This window comes from Streptomyces sennicomposti (assembly GCF_019890635.1).
Lineage (GTDB): Bacteria > Actinomycetota > Actinomycetes > Streptomycetales > Streptomycetaceae > Streptomyces > Streptomyces sennicomposti.
This window is the reverse complement of record NZ_JAIOAB010000149.1, coordinates 1-270: the sequence shown is the minus strand read 5'-3', so window position 1 is coordinate 270 and position 270 is coordinate 1. Positions and strand designations below refer to the sequence as shown.

General features: G+C 77.4%; 1 protein-coding gene. It reads left to right on the top strand.

Annotated features, from left to right (window positions below):
- Nucleotides 1-10 precede the first annotated feature (10 nt).
- Nucleotides 11-157, top strand: coding sequence for a hypothetical protein (locus K7787_RS32500; protein ID WP_372456715.1), 147 nt, complete (start codon nucleotides 11-13; stop codon nucleotides 155-157).
- Nucleotides 158-270: the final 113 nt, after the last annotated feature.

Genomic DNA, 270 nt, shown 5'->3' with positions numbered 1-270 from the left:
ACTGGCCGCCGTGGTCGCCCTGCTGTCCGTCGCCGGGCGGCCGGACGCCGGACCCGCCCCGCGGCGCACCAGCGCCTGGACCTCACGACGCCGCCTCCTGCGCGCCGCGCAGGCCTACGGACCGGCCGGCTGGCTCGCCCCGGCCCTTCCCCACTGAACATCTGATCGGAGAGACCATGAACACCGTCCACGAGGCGGCGCGCCACGGCGCGGCCGTCGACCGGCTCGGCGCGCACCGCGCGGGTGTGCGGGAGGTGACGGCATGCTGAC